Origin of the sequence: Thermus neutrinimicus, from assembly GCF_022760955.1 — a bacterium.
GTDB lineage: Bacteria > Deinococcota > Deinococci > Deinococcales > Thermaceae > Thermus > Thermus neutrinimicus.
Genome location: NZ_JAKTNU010000003.1, coordinates 122,705 through 137,573, shown reverse-complemented (window position 1 = coordinate 137,573; position 14,869 = coordinate 122,705). Strand labels below are relative to the sequence as shown.

Sequence of the window (14,869 nt, the reverse complement as noted above, 5' to 3'; positions counted from 1 at the left end):
GAGTCGGTCCCCCTCTTTTTATCCCAGCCCAGAGTCTCACATGTGTTTGTCCGGGTTCAAGGGTGTTGACGGCCAAGCCCCAAGCCCCTACACTGACCCTTAACCGCGCCGGGGCGCGGCGAAAACCAGCCCGTTCTCTTATCCAGAGCGGTGGAGGGTACGGCCCTGCGAAACCGCGGCAACCTCCCATCCCTTCCGTTTCATGGCCGGATGCGGGTGGGGCTGGTGCCAAGGCCGGCCCGGGTGGGGGAAACGCCCGGGGACGATAAGAGAGGGGGGTAAGCGCCACGCCCAACCCCTTCTAGGCGAGAGAACGGTGCCCTTGCACTTCCCGCCAGAAGGGGCCTTCTTATTGGCCCCTTCCCAGGCGCCCCAGGCGGGTTCTTGGAAAGGAGGCCAAGGATGCGCTTTGAAACCCTGCAGCTCCACGCCGGCTACGAGCCCGAGCCCACCACTTTAAGCCGCCAGGTACCCATCTACCCCACCACCAGTTACCTTTTCCAGAGTCCCGAGCACGCCGCCAACCTCTTCGCCCTGAAGGAGTTCGGGAACATCTATAGCCGCATCATGAACCCCACCGTGGAGGTGCTGGAACGGCGTCTGGCAGCCCTAGAAGGGGGCAAAGCTGCCTTGGCTACCTCCTCGGGGCACGCCGCCCAGTTCCTGGCCCTCACCACCCTAGCCCAGGCCGGGGACAACATCGTCTCCACCCCCAACCTCTACGGGGGCACCTTCAACCAGTTCAAGGTAACCCTGAAGCGCCTTGGGATTGAGGTGCGTTTTACCTCCAGGGAAGAGCGCCCCGAGGAGTTCCTGGCCCTCACCGACGAGAAGACCCGCGCCTGGTGGGTGGAGTCCATCGGCAATCCTGCCCTGAACATCCCGGACCTCGAGGCCCTGGCCCAAGCCGCCCGGGAAGCGGGAGTGGCCCTTTTCGTGGACAACACCTTCGGCATGGGAGGATACCTTCTCAGACCCCTGGAGTGGGGGGCGGCGGCGGTGACCCATTCCCTCACCAAGTGGGTGGGAGGGCACGGGGCGGTGATCGCCGGGGGCATCGTGGACGGGGGGAACTTCCCCTGGGACAACGGCCGCTATCCCCTTCTCACCGAGCCCCAGCCCGGGTACCACGGCCTTAGGCTGGTGGAAACCTTCGGGAACCTAGCCTTCATCGTGAAGGCCCGGGTGGATGGGCTTCGGGACCAGGGCCAGGCCCTGGGGCCCTTTGAGGCCTGGGTGGTGCTTCTCGGGATGGAAACCCTTTCCCTAAGGGCCGAGCGCCACGTGGAAAACACCCTGCACCTGGCCCACTGGCTTGCGGAACAACCCCAGGTGGCCTGGGTGAACTACCCAGGGCTTCCCCACCATCCCCACCACGCCCGGGCCCAGAAGTACTTCCGGGGCAAACCGGGGGCTGTCCTCACCTTTGGCCTCAAGGGCGGGTACGAGGCGGCCAAGGGCTTCATCTCCCGGCTTAGGCTCATCTCCCACCTGGCCAACGTGGGGGACACCCGCACCCTGGCCATCCACCCCGCCTCCACCACCCACTCCCAGCTCTCCCCGGAGGAGCAGGCCCTGGCCGGGGTTTTGCCAGAGATGGTGCGCTTAAGCGTGGGCCTCGAGCACGTGGAGGACCTAAAGGCGGAGTTAAAGGAGGCCCTGGCATGAGCGAGATCGCCCTGGAAACCTGGGGGGAACACGAGGCCCTCATCCTCAAGCCGCCCCGCTCTCCCCTTTCCATCCCCCCTCCCAGGCCCCGCACCGCCGTGCTCTTTCCCAGGCGGGAAGGGTTTTACACCGAGCTCGGGGGCTTCCTGCCCGAGGTGCGCCTAAGGTTTGAAACCTACGGCCGGCTTTCCCGGCTCCGGGACAACGCGGTCTTGGTCTTCCACGCCCTCACGGGAAGCGCCCATCTGGCCGGCACCTACCAGGAGGCCACCCTCCAAAGCCTCTCCCCCCTGGAGAGGGCCTTCGGCCCCCAGGGGTGGTGGGACTCCCTGGTGGGCCCCGGGCGGATTCTGGATCCCGCCCTCTACTACGTGATCTCCGCCAACCATCTGGGAAGCTGCTATGGCTCTACCGGGCCCCTCTCCCCAGACCCCCGCACGGGCAAGCCCTACGGCAAGGATTTCCCTCCCCTCACCATCCGCGACCTGGCCCGGGCCCAGGCCAGGCTTTTGGACCACCTGGGGGTGGAGAAGGCCGTGGTGATCGGGGGAAGCCTTGGGGGGATGGTGGCCTTGGAGTTCGCCCTCATGTACCCGGAAAGGGTGAAGAAACTGGTGGTCCTGGCCGCTCCCGCCAGGCATGGACCCTGGGCCCGGGCCTTCAACCACCTAAGCCGACAGGCTATCCTCTTAGACCCCGAGTACCATGGGGGCCATCCCGCCCCCAAGGGCATGGCCCTGGCCCGGGGCATCGCCATGATGAGCTACCGCGCCCCCAGGGGCTTTGAATCCCGCTGGAGCCAGGAGCCGGAAAAGGGGGAGACCTACCTGGACTACCAGGGGGAGAAGTTCCTAAAGCGCTTCCACGCGGAAAGCTACCTGGTCCTCTCCCGGGCCATGGACACCCACGACGTGGGCCGGGGAAGGGGTGGGGTGGAGGAGGCCCTGAAGCGGCTCAGAAACCTGCCCTCCCTCTTCGTGGGCATAGACACCGACCTCCTCTACCCTGCCGAGGAGGTGCGGCAGGTGGCCCGCTTAAGCGGGGGAAGGTACCGGGAGATCCGAAGCCCCCACGGGCACGATGCCTTCCTGATCGAAACGGACCAGGTGGAGGCCATCCTGGACGCGTTCTTGCCCTGAGGGGCCTGGTTACTTCCCCACGCAGAAGTTCTGGAAAACCCGGGCCACCACCTCCTCGGAGACCTCCCTTCTTCCCCTCAAGGAGGCCAAGGCCTTGAGGGCCTCCTCGAGGGCCAACCCCATGAGGTCCTCCGGGAGGTCTTGCGCCTCCAAAAGCCTTTCCCTGGCCTGGTGAAGGGCCTCGATCTGCCGCTCGCTCAGGAGGTACTCCCCTCCCTCCTTTCCCAAAAGCGCCTCCCGGATGGCCTCCTTCAGCTGGGCTAACCCCTCCCCCGTCACGCTGGACACGGGGATGAACCCCGCATCCTCCCAAAGGGGAGGTAGGTCCGCCTTTGTGGCCACCTTCAAGGTCCTGGGGGGCAGAGGGGGAAGGGGAGGTCTTGGGGCCGAGCGGTCGGCCACATAGAGCACGAGATCGGCTTCTTCGGCGATTCTTAAAGCCCTTTCCACCCCTGCCCGCTCCAAGGGGTCCGCGGTGTCCCGAATCCCCGCGGTGTCCACCGCCACCAGGGGAATGCCGAAAAGCTCCAGAGGGGCTTCCAGATAGTCCCGGGTGGTGCCGGGGATGGGGGAAACCAAGGCCCTTTCGTAGCCCAAAAGGGCGTTGAGAAGGGAGCTCTTACCGGCATTGGGCGCCCCGATTAGGGCCAGGCGGGCCCCCTTCTGCGCCAGGCGGGAGGACCTTGCCTGGGACAGGAGGGCCTCCACCTCCTTAAGCACCTCCCCAACCACCCGCTTCGCCTCCAGGGGCTCCACCCCCTCCTCGGGGTAGTCCAAAAGGGCCTGGATGTGGGCGAGAAGGGAAAGGAGCCTATCCTCCAAGGCCGCGATTTTCCGGGAGAGGCTTCCCTCGAGGCTCCTCAAGGCCTGGCGGCGGGCCAGGTCCCCCTCCGCCTCCACCAGGGCCAAGACCGCCTCCGCCTGCGCCAGGTCCAGCTTGCCGTTCATGTAGGCCCGGAAGGTGAACTCCCCTGGGCCTGCCAAGCGGGCCCCCGCCTTCACCAAGGCCTCCAGGACCCTTCTCAGCACCGCCACGGAACCATGGGTGTGGAATTCGCAGGCATCCTCCCCCGTGTAGGACCTGGGGGCTCGGAAGACCAAGAGGAGGGCCTGGTCCAACACCTCCCCGGTTTCCGGATCCACCACCTCCCCCAGGGTAAACCGGCCCCCTTCAAGCCTCCTGGGGTCTTTTCCCCGCCACACCCGGCTCGCCACCTCCAAGGCCCCTTCCCCGGAAAGCCGTACCACCCCGATGGCCCCCTTGCCCAAGGGGGTGGCGATGGCGCATATGGGTTCCCTGAGGGTCATGGGCTACAGGGCCCTTTCCAGGGCCTCGAGGGTAAGGGCCAGCTCCTCCTCCCCATGCGCCACGGAGAGGAAGGCCGCCTCAAAGTTGGAGGGCGGCCAGTACACGCCCCGGTCCAGAAGGCCGTGGAAGAAGCGCTTGAAAAGCTCTGTATCCGTGCGCCTGGCTTCCTGGAAGGTGGCCACGGGCCCTTCGGTGAAGAAAACCGTGATCATGGAGCCCATGCGGTTTACCGTGTGGGGCAGGCCCTTTTGCGACAGCACCTCCTTAAGCCCCGCCTCCAGCCTGGCCCCCAAGGTTTCCAGGTACCCGTAGTAGCCGGGATTCCTCTCCAAGACCTCCAGGGTAGCTAGGCCTGCGGCCATGGCCAAAGGGTTCCCTGAAAGGGTCCCCGCCTGGTACACCGGCCCCAAGGGGGCCACCTTTTCCATGATCTCCCGCCTGCCCCCGTAGGCGGCGGCGGGAAGGCCCCCTCCCAGAATCTTGCCCAGGGTGATGAGGTCGGGCTTGAGCCCAAGCCGCTCCGTGGCCCCGCCGAAGGCCAGGCGGAAGCCCGTCATCACCTCGTCGGCGATGAGGAGGACCCCATACTCCCGGGCCTGGTGCAAGGCCTCGAGGAAAGCCGGCGTGGGCACGAGAACCCCGGCATTGCCCACCACTGGCTCAAAGATGATGGCGGCAATCTCCTCACCCCGTGCCCGAAGGAGCTCCCTAAGCCCCTCGGGATCGTTGTACTCCAGGACCCAGGTGAGGCCAGCGTACTCCTCGGGCACCCCGGCGCTGCTGGGAATCCCTAAGGTAAGGGCCCCGCTTCCCGCCTCCACCAAGAGGCCATCCGCATGCCCGTGGTAGTTGCCCCGGAACTTGACGATGTACTTCCGCCCCGTATACCCCCGGGCCAGGCGCAAGGCGCTCATGGTGGCCTCGGTCCCCGAGTTCACGAAGCGCACCAGCTCCACCTGGGGGTAGGCCCGCTTCACCGCCTTGGCCAACTCGGCCTCGAGGGGATGGGGAGCCCCGAAGGTCAGGCCCTCTTCCGCCACTTCCCTAACCCTCTCTACCACTTCCGGGTGGGCGTGGCCCAGGATCAAGGGCCCCCAGCTGAGCACATAGTCCACATACCGGTTCCCGTCCGCGTCCCACACATGGGCTCCCTTTCCCCGCACCAGGAAGGGAGGGGTACCCCCCACCGCCTTGAAGGCCCTAACGGGGCTGGAAACCCCGCCCGGGATGTGGGCTTGCGCCTCGGAAAAAAGCCTCTGGGAAATGGGCCTCTCCATACCCTCCACTTTACGCCAGCCCAAAGCCGTGGCCCAAACCCCTGGCCATGTAACGGGAGGATCCCCCGCCACCCAGGCTCCCCTGAGCATGCGCGGCAAGGAGGGCGTTTCGGCAGCCTAGAGGGCCCGCGCCCCCAAGCTCCTCGCTCACGCGGAGGACGGTTACCCCTTTCCTGGGCTAGGCGGTTTGGGCAAGTAGCGTGGCCTCGTCCCCAGCTTACCCACCGAGCCCACACCGGATAGGCCTCAGTGGGTCAGCACCCGCCTTAAGGCCGCCAGCACCCGGCGCGCGTTGGGACGGTAGTGGTGCTCCATGGCGCTGAAGGGAGGGTAAGGGGCGTCGTACCCCGCCACCCGCACCACGGGGGCCTGGAGGTAGTCTATGGCCCCCTCGGCGATGCGGGCAGCGATCTCCGCTCCGAAGCCCCCGGTGCGCATGGCCTCGTAGACCACCACCGCCCGCCCCGTCTCCCGCACAGCCTCCAGGAGGGTGCCCTCGTCCAAGGGAACCAGGGTTTCCAGGTCCACCACCATGACCTCCACCCCCTCCCGGGCCGCCACCTCCGCCGCCTCCAGCATCACCTCCACCATGCCCCCATAGCCGATCAGGGTGGCGTGCCTTCCCTCCCGCACCACCCGGGCCTTGCCCAGGGGGAGGGTGTAGTAGCCCTCAGGCACTTGGGCCCGTGCCCCCCGGTAGAGCTTGATGGCCTCCAGGAAGAAGACCGGGTCCTCGTCCTCTATGGCGGCCAGGAGGAGGCCCTTAGCCCTTTCGGGGCTCGAGGGGATCACCACCTTAACCCCAGGAGCGTGGGCCAGAAGGGCCTCGGGGGAGTCCGCATGCTGCTCGGGGGTGTGCACCCCACCCCCATAGGGGGCCCGTACCACCACGGGCAGACCCACCCGGCCCCGGGAGCGGTGGCGCCAGCGGCCCAGGTGAGAGAGGATCTGGTCCAGGGCTGGGTAGAGAAAACCCGCAAACTGGATCTCCGCCACGGGCCGCATGCCTCCCATGGCAAGGCCGATGGCCAGGCCCAGGATGCCGCTTTCCGCCAAGGGGGTATCGAAGACCCGGCCCTCGCCGTATTTGGCCTGGAGGCCCTCCGTGACCCGGAACACTCCGCCAAGCCTCCCCACGTCCTCCCCAAAGACCAAAACCCGCTCATCCCGAGCCAAAGCCAGGTCCAGGGCCTCGTGGATGGCCTGGACCAGGTTCAGCACCCTGGCCCTTTCCGCTACCATAGCTCCTCCACGTGCTTCCCTTCTTTCAAGGCCTCCCAAGCCCGCTTCTGGTCTGGGCCCATCTCCTTGTAGACGTGCTCCACCATCGTCTCGGGGCCGGGCTCGGGAGCCCCATCCGCCAGGGCCAGCTCCCGGGTAAACTCCTCCTCCAGCTCCCCAAGAAGAGCCTCCTCCAGGTCCCCATCCCAAAGCCCAGCGGCCTCCAGGGCCTTGCGGAGGCGCAGGATGGGATCCTTGGAGCGCCAGGCTTCCTCCTCCTCCCGGGTCCTATACCGGCTCGGGTCGTCGGAGGTGGTGTGGGGAGCCAGGCGGTAGGTGAGGGCCTCGAGGAGGGTGGGGCCCTCCCCTTTCCGGGCCCGCTCCACCGCCTTTCTGGCCTCCAGGTAAACGGCGAAGGCGTCGTTGCCGTCCACCACCACCCCGGGTATCCCGTAGCCCTCCGCCCTCCTGGCGATGTAGTCCACCCGCATCTGCCTGTGCCGGGGCACGCTGATGGCGTAGCCGTTGTTCTGCACCAGGAAAAGGACCGGGGCGCTGAAGACCGCGGCGAAGTTCAACCCCTCGTGGAAATCCCCTTCGCTGGTCCCCCCATCCCCGATGGAGGTGGCCACCACCCAGTCCTCCCCCCGGTACCGGCCCGCCAGGGCCAGGCCCACCGCCTGGGGCATCTGGGTGGCGATGGGGATGTAGGGGTTCACCGCCCGGACCCCCTCGGGGAAGCGCCAGCCCGCGGGGTGGGCCCGCCAATAAAGGAGGAGGACGTGGATGGGAAGCCCCCGGGCCAGGAGCATGGCGGACTCCCGGTAGCTGGGCACCACCCAGTCCCTATCCCCCAAGGCTAGGGCTACCCCCACCTGGGCCGCCTCCTGGCCCATAAAGGGGGCGTAAACCCCAAGCCGGCCCTGGCGCTGGAGGGTCAAGGCCTTCTCGTCGAAGAACCGGGCCCGGCGCATGGCCCGGTAAAGGGCCAAGGCCTCCTCCCCGCTCACGGGAAACTCGCCCTTGTCCAGATATCGGACCACCTTTGGCTTCACGCAGGGGAGTTTACCACGGCGGCCAGGCGGTCTAGGGCCAGGGAGATCTCCTCCTCGCTCTTGCAGAAGGCGAAGCGGAAAAGCCCAAGAGGGGGGTCTTCCCGAAAGAAGGCGCTGGCGGGAATCAAGGCCACCCTGGCCGCCTCCACAAGTTGGAAGGCGTCAAATCCGGGAAGCTCGGCCATGAGGAAGTAGGTGCCTTCTGGCTCGTAAGCCCTAAGGCCCATGGACCTAAGCCCGGAAAGAAGCAGGTCCCGCCTTTTTCGGTAGCTCTCCCGCAGGGCCTCGTAAAACCCTTCCTCCCGCGCCACCCTTAGGGCCTCCGCCACCCCCGCCTGCAAGGGGCTTGGGGCGGAAAAGCTGGTCCACTGACGCATCCCCGCCAGGATAGGCATGAACTCCTTGGGCCCCACGATCCAGCCCACCCTATACCCCGTGGCCTCGAGGCGCTTCCCCGCGCTCCCCACGGTGAAGGTGCGCTCGGGGGCAAACTCCCTCAGGCGCCTTGGCCTCTCCCCGAAATAGAGCTCGTCATAGACCTCATCGGAGACCAAAAAGAGGTCATGCTTCTGGGCCAAGGCGGCCAGGGCCCTAAGCTCCTCCTCCCGGAAGACCAGGCCCGTGGGGTTCATGGGGGCGTTGACCAGGAGAAGGCGGGTGCGGGGGGTGATGGCCCTCTCCAAGGCGGGGAGGTCCAGGCGGAAACCCTGCTCCCCCAGGGCAAGCCGCACCAGTTTGGCCTCGGCTCCGGCCAGGAAGGCATCGGGCAGGTACACGTCAAAGAAGGGCTCCAGCACCACCACCTCGTCCCCAGGACCCGCTAGGCTTTGCAAGAGGACGTGGATGGCCTCCGTGGCCCCGGAGGTGACCACCAGGTTCTCGGGCTCCACCCCGAACTCCTCCGCCAGGGCTTCCCTGAGTACGGCAAGCCCCGCCGGGGGAGCGTACTGGTCGTAGCGCCCCAGGGCCCTGCGCACCGCCTCGAGGAGGAAGGCGGGCGGCGGGTTAGAGGGAAAACCCTGGCCCAGGTTCACCGCCTGGAGCCTGGCCGCAAGCTGGCTCATCTTGGGGAAGATGCTCTCCCGGGCAACCTGGGTGCGGGGATGAAGCCGCATAGGTAAAGGGTAGCCCAAAGCCCCCTTGGGCTCAACCCGCGATCCTGAGGAGGCTTAAAAAGCTTTCCAGCTCCAGGCTAGCCCCCCCCACCAGCCCCCCGTCCACGTTGGGCATGGAAAGGAGATCGCCGAAGTTCTTAGGGTTCACGCTTCCCCCATAGAGGATCCGCACCCTCCTGGCGAACTCCTCCCCGTAAAGCTCACCCAGGGCCTGACGGATGGCCTGGTGCATGGCCTCCGCGTCCAGGGGGGTGGCGTTATGCCCGGTACCGATGGCCCAGACCGGTTCGTAGGCGATCACCAAGGACTCGGGACCCGGAGGGTTTAGGCCCTCGAGGCTTCCCCTAAGCTGGGCCAGGGTATAGGGCACCGCCTCCCCCCTCTCCCTCACCTCCAAGGGCTCCCCCACACACAGGATGGGGGTAATCCCCTCCTCCAAAAGCCTTTTCGCCTTCTCCGCCACCAGGGCATCCGTCTCGCCGTGGTAGCGCCGCCTCTCCGAGTGGCCCACGAGGGTATAGCGGCACCCTAGATCGGAGAGCATGCGGGCGGAAACCTCCCCGGTGTAGGCCCCCTCCCGATGGGGGGAAACATCCTGGGCCCCGTAGGCCACCTGGGTACCGGAAAGCACCTCCTTGGCCACGGGGAGCATGGGAAAGGCGGGCAACACCGCCACCTCGGACTGCAAAGGAGGTAAAAGCCTCTTGAGCTCGGCAAGCCATACCCTGGCCTCCGAGGGTACCTTGTGCATCTTCCAGTTTCCCGCCACCAAAACCCTGCGCATGCCGCTATCCTACAGGAAAGCCCCGCCCCAGGGGGCGGGGCTAACACGCTTCTGCCTACTCCAAAACCTCAATCCCCGGAAGGGTGCCCTTCTCCAGGTACTCCAGGCTCGCCCCTCCTCCCGTGGATACGTGGCTGAAGCGGTCCTTAAGGCCAAGGCGGTTCACCGCCGCCACCGAGTCACCCCCTCCCACCACGGTGAAGGCCCCCTCCAAGGCCGCCACCGCCCGGCCCACCGCCAAGGTACCCTCGTCAAAGGGCGGTACCTCAAAGACCCCCATGGGCCCATTCCAGAAGACCGTCTTGGACCCCTTTAGGGCCTCGGCGAAGGCCTCCTGGGTCCTGGGCCCGATGTCTAGGCCCATGTAGGGCACGGGAATGGCGTCCGCAGGGAAGGTACGGGTTTCCACCCCCGCCTCGATCCGCTCCGCCGCCACCACGTCCACCGGCAGGTGCACCCTCACCCCCAAGGACTCCGCCCGCTTCAGGAGGTCTTTAGCCAGATCCAGCCGGTCCTCCTCCACCAGGCTCTTCCCCACCTCGCCCCCAAGGGCCTTGATAAAGGTGAAGGCCATGGCCCCGCCGATGAGAAGGCGGTCTATGCGGGGCAGGAGGTTTTCCATGACCCCGATCTTGTCCGAAACCTTGGCCCCCCCGATCACCACCGCATAGGGCTTCTCCGGATCCCGGAGCAAACGGGAAAGGGCCTTCACCTCCTTCTCCATGAGGAACCCCGCGAAGGAAGAAAGAAGCCTCGCCACCCCCACCACGCTGGCGTGGGCCCGGTGGGCGCTGCCAAAGGCATCCAGGACAAAGGCCTCTCCCAACCGGGCGTAGCGGGCGGCAAGCTCGGGGTCGTTCTTCTCCTCCCCCGGCTCAAAGCGCACGTTCTCCAAAAGGGCCACCTCACCCGGGACCAGAGCCTGAACCGCCTGGTGCGCCTGGTCGGAGCCGGGGCTGTGGGGCACGAAGCGGACGCCGGAAAGATACCGCCCCAAGGCCTCCGCCACCGGGGCCAGGGAGTACTTGGGATCCACCCCCTTGGGCCGGCCCAGGTGGGAGAGGAGGACCAAGGAAGCCCCCTGCTCCAGGAGGTGGCGCAGGGTGGGAAGGCTTTCTTGGATCCGGGTGTCGTCCTGGACCACCCCCTCCTTGATGGGAACGTTGTAATCCACCCGTACCAGGATGCGCTTGCCCCTGGGGTCCAGGTCCTTAAGGGTGCGCATCTAAACCCCCTTCTTCAGCACCAGCTCCACCAGGTCCGCCACCCGGTTGGAGTAGCCCCACTCGTTGTCGTACCAGGCAAAGACCTTCACCAGGTTGCCCAGGGCCTTGGTGAGCTTGGCATCCACGATGGAGGAGTGGGGATCCATCACGATGTCCTGAAGGACGATCTCATCCTCGGTGTAGGCCAGGATGCCCTTTAGCGGCCCCTCCGCCGCCGCCTTCAAGGCCGCGTTCACCTCCTCCGCGGTCACCTCCCGCTTGAGCACCGCGGTGATGTCGGAGATGCTCCCCGTGGCCGTGGGCACCCTGAGGGCGCTCCCGTCAAAACGCCCCTTCAGGGAAGGGAGCACCAAAGCCGTGGCCTTGGCGGCCCCGGTGGTGGTGGGGATGATGTTGATGGCCGCCGCCCGCGCCCGGCGCAGGTCCTTGTGGGGCAGATCCAGCACCCGCTGGTCGTTGGTGTAGGAGTGAACGGTGGTCATGAGGGCCTTTTCCACGCCAAAGGCCTCCTCCAGCACCTTCATCACCGGGGCCAGGGAGTTGGTGGTGCAGGAGGCGTTGGAGATGATGTGGTGCCTGGCGGGATCGTACTGCTCGTGGTTCACTCCCATGACGATGGTGATGTCCTCCCCCTTGGCCGGGGCGGTGATGATCACCTTCTTGGCCCCCGCCTCGAGGTGGGCCCTGGCCTTGTCGGCATCGGTAAACACCCCCGTGGACTCGATGACCACGTCCACCCCCAGGCTTCCCCAGGGAAGCTCTTTGGGGTCCTTAATGGCCGTGGCCCGGATGGCCTTGCCGTCCACGTAAATGTTCTCGTCATCGTACCCCACCTGGCCGGGGAAGCGGTGGTAGATGGAATCGTACTTGAGGAGATGGGCTAGGGTCCGGTTGTCGGTAAGGTCGTTGATGAGGGCTACCTCCACCCCTCGCCCGTGGAGGATGCGAAACACCTGACGGCCGATTCTGCCGAATCCGTTGATGCCTACCTTCATAGCTAACCTCCCTGCGTGGCTCCTCGCCCCTTGCCCTAAGGGGTCAAGAGCTATGGCTTCAGTATACCGGCTTTCTCATAAGTGATTGACGGCACTTGGCTTAAGCAAACCTCCCCTTGACCCGTCAACCCCAAGCCCGTATATTTGGTTGACGACCACCCGGGTGGTCTAGGAGGTAGAGGCGATGAAAACCGAGGTTCTCCCTTATCCACCCCTGGTTAAAACCCTCTGGCCCCACCGCACCCTGGCCCGAGACCTGGCCCTGATCCTGGGGGGTAGCCTCCTGGTGGCCTTGGCCGCCAGGGTCAGCATCCCCTTGCCCTTCACCCCTGTACCCATCACCGGCCAGACCCTAGGGGTTCTCCTGGTGGGTGCCGCCTTGGGAAGCCGCCTGGGGTTCCTGGCCCTTCTCGCCTACCTGGCGGAAGGGGCCATGGGGCTACCCGTTTTCGCTGGGGGAACGGGCGGCCTGGCCAAGATCCTGGGCCCTACCGGAGGCTTTCTCCTGGCCTTCCCCCTGGCCGCAGGCTTGGTGGGGCTACTGGTGGAGCGTTTCGGCCTGGACCGGAGCTTCCTGGGAACCCTTTTGGCCATGCTGGCGGGCAATGCCCTGCTTTACCTGGTGGGGCTTCCCTGGCTTGCCGCCTGGCTCATGGGGGCAGGAAAGTTTACCGGAACAGGTGCTCTTCTGGCCATGGGGCTTTTCCCCTTCATCCCTTTGGACCTGGTGAAGGCGGTGGTGGCAGCTTTGCTTCTGCCCTCCGCCTGGAAGGTGCTGGGAAGGCGCTAGGGTGCGGCTAGCCCTGGGGCACATCGCCAAGCGGGAAAGCCTCTCGGAGTTTCTTCAGGCCCTCACCCCCTTGGTGCGCCAGGCCCGGGAGGAGGGGGCCTTGGCCCTCCTCCTTCCCGAGCTGGTCCTGGGAAGGCAAGGGCATGAGGAGCTTCCCCGTGCCCTCGAGGCCTTGGCCGGGGAAAACCGCATGGCGGTGCTGGCCGGCTACCTGGCCCCTGGCCCCAGGAACCGGCTTGGCGTCTTCCCCCAGGGCCCCTTTTACGACAAGGTGCACCCCTTCCTGGCCCAGGGAGAGGAAGGGGACGAGGGGGTTGAGCCCGGGGAAGGCCCCGTGACGTGGGAGTTAGGGGGGCGAAGGTTTGGGCTTGCCCTTTGCTACGACCTGGATTTCCCCGAACTCTTCCGCAGCTACGCCCTGATGGGCGTCGAAGCCTTTTTGGTGGGCTCGGCCTGGCCCGGGGAGTACCAGGAGCTCCTTTCTGTCCTGGCCAGGGCTAGGGCCGCGGAGAACCAGGCCTACCTCCTCCTCGCCAACCGGGCGGACACGGGAAGCCCCTCCCTGGCGGTGGCCCCTGATGGCCGCCTCCTGGCCTCGAGGCGGGAGGAAGGCCTGGCGGTGGTGGACCTGGACCTGGGTTTCCTGGAGGAGTACCGCGCCCGCTACCCCATCCTCCGCCATCGCCGGATAGGGGCCTACCGGCTCTGGTAAGATGGCCCTCGTGCTGGAGAACCGCCGGGCACGGCACGACTACGAGATCCTGGAAACCTACGAGGCGGGGATCGTCCTAAAGGGAACCGAGGTGAAGTCCCTTCGCGCCGGTAAGGTGGATTTTACGGGAAGCTTTGCCAAGTTTGAAAATGGCGAGCTTTACCTGGAAAACCTTTACATCGCTCCTTATGAGAAGGGGTCCTACACCAACGTGGACCCCAGGCGAAAGCGCAAGCTCCTCCTTCACCGCCACGAGCTCAACCGGTTAAGGGGCAGGGTGGAGCAGAAGGGCCTCACCTTAGTACCGTTAAAGATTTACTTCAACGAACGGGGCTACGCCAAGGTGCTCCTGGGGCTTGGGCGGGGCAAGAAGGCCTACCAAAAAAAGGAAGACGACAAGAAGCGGGCTGTGCGCCGCGCCTTGGAGGAACTATGAGGTTCTTTGCCCTGGTCCTGGTTCTCCTTCCCGCCCTGGCCCAGGCCCCAAGGCCCCTCCTGGTGGGAGGAGAGGTGGGCCAGGCCCTTTACCCTGGGGGGAGGGGCGTGTCCTATGGGGAGGTGCGCCTGGTAGCCCGGGGCCTGGGGCTCGCCCTGTGGCAAGGGGAAGGCCGGGTGGCCCTGGGCCTGGGAAGCCGCTATAAGGTTTTTCCCTTAGTGGCACAGGAGGCCCAGGCCGCCGCCCAGGGGGCCGCCTGGAAACGGGGGCAGGAGGTTTTCGTCCCCTTGCGGCCCTTAAGCGAGGCCTTGGGCCTAGAATACCGGGCCCAGGAGGGGATCCTCCTCCAACTGCCCTGGGCCAGGCTTTTGGGGGTTGAGCGGAAGCCGGGGCAGGTCCTCCTCCGCTTCTCCCGGGAGGTGAACGCCCTGTTGGAGGGCAACAGCGTCCTCTTTCTCCTGGCCCAGGGAGAAGGGGCGGGCCTGAGGCAGGAGGCCCGGGGGCTTCGCCTCGCCTTGGAGACCCCACCCACCCGGCTCTACTACCCCGGAGGGGGCCAGGTGGCCTTGGAGTGGGGTTCCCCCGCTAAACCCAGACCCACGGTACTCCTGGACCCCGGCCATGGGGGGAAGGACCCGGGGATCTCGGTGGGGGGTCTTTTGGAAAAGGACCTCACCCTGGATCTGGCCAGGCGGGTGGCCGCCCGCCTACCCAAGGCCCAGCTCACCCGGCAAGGGGATCAAACCGTACCCCTCGAGGCCCGCCTGCGCCTGGCCCAGGGGGCTTCGGTGGTGGTTTCCCTGCACGTCACCCAAGGCAGCGCGGTCTACCTCTACCTGCCCAAGGTCCGCTCCACCCCTTTAGCCCAAAACGCCGAAACCCTTCTGGCCTCAGCCCCCGCCGAGCAAGCCGCCTTGCTCAAGGTCTACGCGGGGGACCCAAGGCGCCTGGCACAGGGCCTACAAAAGGCCTTCTCCGCCTTAGGCATCGTGCTGGCCCAGGCGGAGGGTCCTTATGCCCTCACGGACATCCCCGGGGCGGGGGTGGTCCTCGAGGTGGGGGCACAACGGCTAAAGACCCCTGAGGCCCGCAATCAGATAGCGGAGGCCATCGCCCAGGCCATCCGCGCCTATCTGGAGTAG

14 protein-coding genes and 1 riboswitch are annotated in these 14,869 nt (G+C 66.3%); of the genes, 6 read left to right on the top strand and 8 right to left on the bottom strand.

Annotated elements, in window-relative coordinates; translation table 11 throughout:
- The first annotated feature begins 135 nt into the window (after positions 1 to 135).
- Positions 136 to 272, top strand: a riboswitch (SAM riboswitch).
- Positions 273 to 402: 130 nt separating this feature from the next.
- Positions 403 to 1,668, top strand: a complete 1,266-nt coding sequence (locus tag L0C59_RS03930; RefSeq protein ID WP_243089915.1) for an O-acetylhomoserine aminocarboxypropyltransferase/cysteine synthase family protein — start codon at positions 403 to 405, stop codon at positions 1,666 to 1,668.
- Positions 1,665 to 2,807, top strand: coding sequence for a homoserine O-acetyltransferase MetX (gene metX / locus L0C59_RS03925; protein WP_243089914.1), 1,143 nt, complete (start codon positions 1,665 to 1,667; stop codon positions 2,805 to 2,807). The genes L0C59_RS03930 and metX overlap by 4 nt, the downstream gene beginning before the upstream one ends.
- Before the next feature lie 9 nt (positions 2,808 to 2,816).
- On the opposite strand, the gene mnmE is transcribed toward metX, so the two are convergent.
- From mnmE to gap, 8 genes are all read right to left on the bottom strand, one after another.
- Positions 2,817 to 4,115: a tRNA uridine-5-carboxymethylaminomethyl(34) synthesis GTPase MnmE gene (gene mnmE / locus L0C59_RS03920; RefSeq protein ID WP_243089913.1), complete on the bottom strand. Its 1,299-nt coding sequence runs from the start codon at positions 4,113 to 4,115 to the stop codon at positions 2,817 to 2,819.
- 3 nt (positions 4,116 to 4,118) lie between these two features.
- The gene (gene hemL, locus L0C59_RS03915) at positions 4,119 to 5,393 is read right to left on the bottom strand and encodes a glutamate-1-semialdehyde 2,1-aminomutase (protein WP_243089912.1); all 1,275 of its coding nucleotides are present in this window, start codon (positions 5,391 to 5,393) and stop codon (positions 4,119 to 4,121) included.
- Positions 5,394 to 5,639: 246 nt separating this feature from the next.
- A complete protein-coding gene (locus L0C59_RS03910; protein WP_243089911.1) occupies positions 5,640 to 6,635 on the bottom strand; it encodes an alpha-ketoacid dehydrogenase subunit beta in 996 nt (331 codons plus the stop codon).
- Positions 6,629 to 7,669, bottom strand: a complete 1,041-nt coding sequence (gene pdhA, locus L0C59_RS03905; protein WP_243089910.1) for a pyruvate dehydrogenase (acetyl-transferring) E1 component subunit alpha — start codon at positions 7,667 to 7,669, stop codon at positions 6,629 to 6,631. The genes L0C59_RS03910 and pdhA overlap by 7 nt, the downstream gene beginning before the upstream one ends.
- Positions 7,666 to 8,784 (bottom strand): pyridoxal phosphate-dependent aminotransferase, encoded by a 1,119-nt coding sequence (locus tag L0C59_RS03900; protein WP_243089909.1) that lies wholly within the window; start codon positions 8,782 to 8,784, stop codon positions 7,666 to 7,668. Before L0C59_RS03900 ends, pdhA begins: the two co-directional genes overlap by 4 nt.
- Positions 8,785 to 8,815: 31 nt before the next feature.
- Positions 8,816 to 9,568: a triose-phosphate isomerase gene (tpiA, locus tag L0C59_RS03895; protein WP_243089908.1), complete on the bottom strand. Its 753-nt coding sequence runs from the start codon at positions 9,566 to 9,568 to the stop codon at positions 8,816 to 8,818.
- Between the two features lie 55 nt (positions 9,569 to 9,623).
- Complete coding sequence (locus L0C59_RS03890; protein WP_243089907.1) at positions 9,624 to 10,793, bottom strand: phosphoglycerate kinase; 1,170 nt, start codon at positions 10,791 to 10,793, stop codon at positions 9,624 to 9,626.
- The gene (gap, locus tag L0C59_RS03885) at positions 10,794 to 11,789 is read right to left on the bottom strand and encodes a type I glyceraldehyde-3-phosphate dehydrogenase (protein ID WP_243089906.1); all 996 of its coding nucleotides are present in this window, start codon (positions 11,787 to 11,789) and stop codon (positions 10,794 to 10,796) included.
- Positions 11,790 to 11,973: 184 nt separating this feature from the next.
- On the opposite strand from gap, the gene L0C59_RS03880 reads away from it, so the two are divergent.
- Genes L0C59_RS03880 through L0C59_RS03865 form a run of 4 tightly spaced genes read left to right on the top strand, consistent with a single transcriptional unit; the run spans position 11,974 to position 14,869 of the window.
- On the top strand, positions 11,974 to 12,579 hold the full coding sequence (locus tag L0C59_RS03880; protein ID WP_243089905.1) for a biotin transporter BioY: 606 nt from the start codon (positions 11,974 to 11,976) through the stop codon (positions 12,577 to 12,579).
- A gap of 1 nt (position 12,580) precedes the next feature.
- Positions 12,581 to 13,291, top strand: coding sequence for a carbon-nitrogen hydrolase family protein (locus L0C59_RS03875; RefSeq protein WP_243089904.1), 711 nt, complete (start codon positions 12,581 to 12,583; stop codon positions 13,289 to 13,291).
- A gap of 1 nt (position 13,292) precedes the next feature.
- Positions 13,293 to 13,727: an SsrA-binding protein SmpB gene (gene smpB / locus L0C59_RS03870; protein WP_243089903.1), complete on the top strand. Its 435-nt coding sequence runs from the start codon at positions 13,293 to 13,295 to the stop codon at positions 13,725 to 13,727.
- The gene (locus L0C59_RS03865; RefSeq protein ID WP_243089902.1) at positions 13,724 to 14,869 is read left to right on the top strand and encodes an N-acetylmuramoyl-L-alanine amidase family protein; all 1,146 of its coding nucleotides are present in this window, start codon (positions 13,724 to 13,726) and stop codon (positions 14,867 to 14,869) included. Before smpB ends, L0C59_RS03865 begins: the two co-directional genes overlap by 4 nt.

Excerpts from the sequence above, each read along its gene's own strand:
- mnmE (WP_243089913.1), bottom strand. The coding sequence starts at position 4,115 with ATGACCCTCAGGGAACCCATATGCGCCATCGCCACCCCCTTGGGCAAG.
- L0C59_RS03930 (WP_243089915.1), top strand. The coding sequence starts at position 403 with ATGCGCTTTGAAACCCTGCAGCTCCACGCCGGCTACGAGCCCGAGCCC.
- L0C59_RS03900 (WP_243089909.1), bottom strand. The coding sequence starts at position 8,784 with ATGCGGCTTCATCCCCGCACCCAGGTTGCCCGGGAGAGCATCTTCCCC.
- L0C59_RS03910 (WP_243089911.1), bottom strand. The coding sequence starts at position 6,635 with ATGGTAGCGGAAAGGGCCAGGGTGCTGAACCTGGTCCAGGCCATCCAC.
- L0C59_RS03880 (WP_243089905.1), top strand. The coding sequence starts at position 11,974 with ATGAAAACCGAGGTTCTCCCTTATCCACCCCTGGTTAAAACCCTCTGG.
- L0C59_RS03865 (WP_243089902.1), top strand. The coding sequence starts at position 13,724 with ATGAGGTTCTTTGCCCTGGTCCTGGTTCTCCTTCCCGCCCTGGCCCAG.
- L0C59_RS03890 (WP_243089907.1), bottom strand. The coding sequence starts at position 10,793 with ATGCGCACCCTTAAGGACCTGGACCCCAGGGGCAAGCGCATCCTGGTA.
- tpiA (WP_243089908.1), bottom strand. The coding sequence starts at position 9,568 with ATGCGCAGGGTTTTGGTGGCGGGAAACTGGAAGATGCACAAGGTACCC.
- smpB (WP_243089903.1), top strand. The coding sequence starts at position 13,293 with ATGGCCCTCGTGCTGGAGAACCGCCGGGCACGGCACGACTACGAGATC.
- hemL (WP_243089912.1), bottom strand. The coding sequence starts at position 5,393 with ATGGAGAGGCCCATTTCCCAGAGGCTTTTTTCCGAGGCGCAAGCCCAC.
- metX (WP_243089914.1), top strand. The coding sequence starts at position 1,665 with ATGAGCGAGATCGCCCTGGAAACCTGGGGGGAACACGAGGCCCTCATC.
- gap (WP_243089906.1), bottom strand. The coding sequence starts at position 11,789 with ATGAAGGTAGGCATCAACGGATTCGGCAGAATCGGCCGTCAGGTGTTT.